This is a genomic window from Novosphingobium sp. (assembly GCF_031424035.1).
Lineage (GTDB): Bacteria > Pseudomonadota > Alphaproteobacteria > Sphingomonadales > Sphingomonadaceae > Novosphingobium.
Window position 1 is genome coordinate 1 of sequence record NZ_JANPGP010000025.1, and the last position, 3,614, is coordinate 3,614.

At 62.3% G+C, this 3,614-nt stretch carries 3 protein-coding genes; 1 reads left to right on the plus strand and 2 read right to left on the minus strand.

What is annotated here, in order from left to right:
• Nucleotides 1-34: 34 nt before the first annotated feature.
• Complete coding sequence (locus RMO89_RS02955) at nucleotides 35-1,333, minus strand: DUF418 domain-containing protein (protein WP_310531126.1); 1,299 nt, start codon at nucleotides 1,331-1,333, stop codon at nucleotides 35-37.
• A 218-nt stretch (nucleotides 1,334-1,551) separates the two neighbouring features.
• Here RMO89_RS02955 and RMO89_RS02960 point away from each other — a divergent pair, with 218 nt between their 5' ends.
• The gene (locus RMO89_RS02960; RefSeq protein ID WP_310531127.1) at nucleotides 1,552-2,772 is read left to right on the plus strand and encodes an MFS transporter; all 1,221 of its coding nucleotides are present in this window, start codon (nucleotides 1,552-1,554) and stop codon (nucleotides 2,770-2,772) included.
• A 3-nt stretch (nucleotides 2,773-2,775) separates the two neighbouring features.
• On the opposite strand, the gene RMO89_RS02965 is transcribed toward RMO89_RS02960, so the two are convergent.
• A complete protein-coding gene (locus tag RMO89_RS02965; protein WP_310531128.1) occupies nucleotides 2,776-3,309 on the minus strand; it encodes a J domain-containing protein in 534 nt (177 codons plus the stop codon).
• Nucleotides 3,310-3,614 lie beyond the last annotated feature (305 nt).

The window sequence follows — 3,614 nt, forward strand, 5'->3', positions numbered from 1 at the left end:
TGGCCTGAGGCCCCCGCCTGCGCGGGGGCTCGGGTCAGATTTTCATCGGCTGGCGCTTCCAGTACGTCAGCGAGCGCCACAGCCATTCCATCGGGCCAAAGCGGAAGCGCGCCAGCCACAGCGGACTCCAGATCAGTTGCACCGCCCAGATGGCGAAGACGATGTAGTATAGCTCGTGCCGGTCAAAGTGGCTGAACAGGCCGAAGCCGAAGCCGTAGAACAACGCGGTGCAGATCAGCGTCTGGGAAATGTAGTTGCTCAGCGCCATCTGCCCCACGGCCGCCAGCGCGCGTTGCAAGCCTTTGAACAGACCCATCCGGATTACCAGCAAGGCCAGCCCGAGATGGCCGATGACCATGGCCAGGCGGCTGATCTGGTACGTCTCCCCGGCCCTGGCATAGGCCAGCGTGGCGAACTGGCCATCAAGGTAGATGCTCAGTTCATAAAGCCCCAGCGGAATGCCGATGCCGTATCCGACAATCATCATTCCGGCATAGCTTCGCACCGGCAGGCCGCCGCCCAGCACGCCCCACTTCAGCAGCGCCATGCCGATCAACATGAACGGCACCATGTCAAACGCCAGCCATTCAGGCATCGAGGTCCACTGGAATTCATAGCTCAGATTGAACTGGCCCTTCACCGCGCTCCACCAGGAACCCGAATGCCAGCCGGTCTGTTCGGCCTTTTCTTCATCGGTCGGCCAATGATTGGACTCGGCCTTTTTCCATGTCTCGATCGCGGCTTCCTGATCCTTGTTCAGGGCCACGCCCGATGCCTTGACCTGTTGCGCGGCAACGGCGGCATCATGGTTTTCGATAGTCTGTGACAGCTTGAGATTGCCGAGCAGCGCCGCACCGACCAGCAGTACAGCGCCGATGATCGCCAGCTTGCGCGCTGGCAGCTTGCGGAACGAAAACAGCACCAGCCCGCAGATGGCATAGTTGAACAGGATCTCACCGTACCACAGCAGCAGCGCCCAATGGACGATGCCGAACAGCATCATCCACAACATGCGGCGGAAGTGAACTTCGGCTGCCATGGCGCCATCGCCGGCCTTTTCCATGCGCTCGGTCAGCAGGACAATTCCAGCGCCGAACAGCAGCGAAAAGATGCCGCGCATCGTGCCTTCGAAACCGACGTTGATGATCTCGAAGGCCAGCAGGTCCTTGCCGGTGGCACCGCCATCGACCATTGGATTGCCATAGGCCTGGATGATCTGGCCAAAAGCGGTGATGTTCATCATTAGGATGCCCAGCAGCGAAATGCCGCGCAGGACATCAAGCGACTGGACGCGGGCGGCCTTGGCCACCGGCGAAACGATATCTGCAGACATAGGTCCATTTCCCCCCGAGGCGAGTGCCTTGCGTGCGGACCCTGGTCGCTGATGGCCTGCCCCATGTGGCCGGGCGATGGAGGGGAGGCTAACCTTGCGCGCCGGCCTTGGCAAGCACCGCTCTGGCGATAGCCCTTACGATTGACCGCGCCCGGGCAATCGCGGACAACCCGCCCCCAAGGAAGGCCGCAGCCGACCGGTTGGGAGAACTTCGGCACATGGCCTATCTGAGCGAACTTCGCGATAACTGGCGTCCGCTGCTTGCGGCCACTGTCGGGCTCGGCTCGGGCATGTCGCTCGCCGGCACGGTGATCAGCACGATGGCCCCATCGCTGATAACGGCCAACAACTGGACGCCTTCGTCCTTCGCCTATGTCGGATCGCTCGGCCTGTTTTCCTCGCTGGCGCTGCCCTTTGTCGGGCGTCTGGCTGACGTGCTCGGCGTGCGAATGACGGCACTGATCGGCATGTTGGCCATGCCGTTGATCTATCTCGGCCTCAGCCTGATGAACGGATCGATCGAGGTCTATTCGATGCTGTTCGTCGCCCAGGGGGTGCTGGGCATGACCACGACGGCCACCGTCTACAGCCGGCTGGCCGTGCAGTACGTGAAGAAATCGCGTGGTCTGGCGCTTGCCATTGTCGCTTCGGGGCCGGCGTTGTTCGGCATTCCGGTGGGCATCATGCTCAACTGGATCGTCGAGACGCTGGGCTGGCGCAGCGGCTATCAGGCGCTGGCAGTCTTCGCCATTGTCATGGCCGTCGTCACCTTCTTGCTCATCCCGCCGGGCGCGAAAACTCACGGCGTGCTGAAGACCAAGCGCAAGGCGCGCGAGGACTATCCGATGATTTTCCGCAATCCGGCGTTCTGGATGCTCGGCGGATCGATGATGCTGTGCAACCTGCCGCAGACGATCCCGCAGGCGCAGCTCAAGAACCTGATCCTTGAGAATGGCATGACCGGAATGATGATGGGTCAGGCGACCGTGGCGATGATGCTCGGCCAGCTTTCGGGCCGCCTCCTCGCCGGCCTCGCGATCGACAAGATGAACCCCTACCGCGTCGCCTTCCTGACCATGGCATTGCCGAGCATCGGGCTGTTCTTCCTTTCCAGCAGCCTTGACGCCCATGCGCTCGTCCTGCTGTCGGTCTATTGCATCGGTTTCACCTTCGGCGCGGAAGGCGATGTCGTCGCCTACCTCGTGGCGAAGCGCTTCGGCATTGATGTCTATTCGTCGGTCATGGGCCTGATCACCGCGATCACATCCGTCTCGACTTCGCTGGGAGCAATCCTGCTCGGCTACACGCTGGGCACAACGGGGAACTTCAACGTGTTCCTGGTGGTCACCGGTGTGTCGGTGGTGCTGGGTGCGGTGATGCTTCTGCTGCTCGGCCGCAATGAGAAGCGGGACGAAGCCGCGCACCCCGTACCGGCTTAAGGATCAGCCCTTCCACTCGCGGCGTTCTTCCGCCGCGCGCAGGACTTCATAGGCCAGTTGCAGCGCCTGGAACGCCTTGGCGGCGTCCTCGTCGCCGGGGCGCACGTCAGGGTGAACGAGCTTGGCCTTGGCGCGCCAGGCTTTCTTGACCGCGTCGAAATCGGCATCGCTTTCAAGCCCGAGCACGTCGAGCGCGCGCATTTCGTCGCGGCTGCGGCTGCCGTCGCCTGATCCGCCCCAGCCATAGTGCGCGGCTTCCTGATAGCCGGAATTGTCGCGCGTTTCGCTCGCCTCGCGCTCGGCCGCCTCTTCCTTGTCAAGGCCCTCGAAGTAGTCCCAGCCGGAATTGTATTCGGCCGCGTGGCGCTGGCAGAAATACCAGCGGTCCGGGTTGTTGGGGCTCTTGGGCGCGGGGCAATCGCCCTTGTCATTGCAGCCGGCGCGGTCGCACAGGCGCACGGTTACCGCGTCACGCGCGGCGCCGTATCCGCCCCAGCGCGGGAAACCCCAGTTATCGGATCTGCGTGATCGGCTCATCATCCAGCCTTAGTCGCGCGGGCAAGGGTTGGGCAAGGTCTTGAAACGGCAACCTGCCGTTCATATTTGCCGCCTATATTGCATTGCAACATCTACCTGCCTTAGTTATAGTAACCGAGGTCAGTAATTCGGATCGATGAATATGAGCAAGAAACTCGCCCTTTCCTCCGCGCTTTCGGTCATGCTGATGGCCGGTTTTGCGATGTTCGGCGGCGCTTCGATCGGTATCGACAGCCAGACTGCGGAAGCATCGCTGCTGCCCGCACGCGTCGAACTGCCTGCCATGCCGGCTCTGCCCAGCCTGC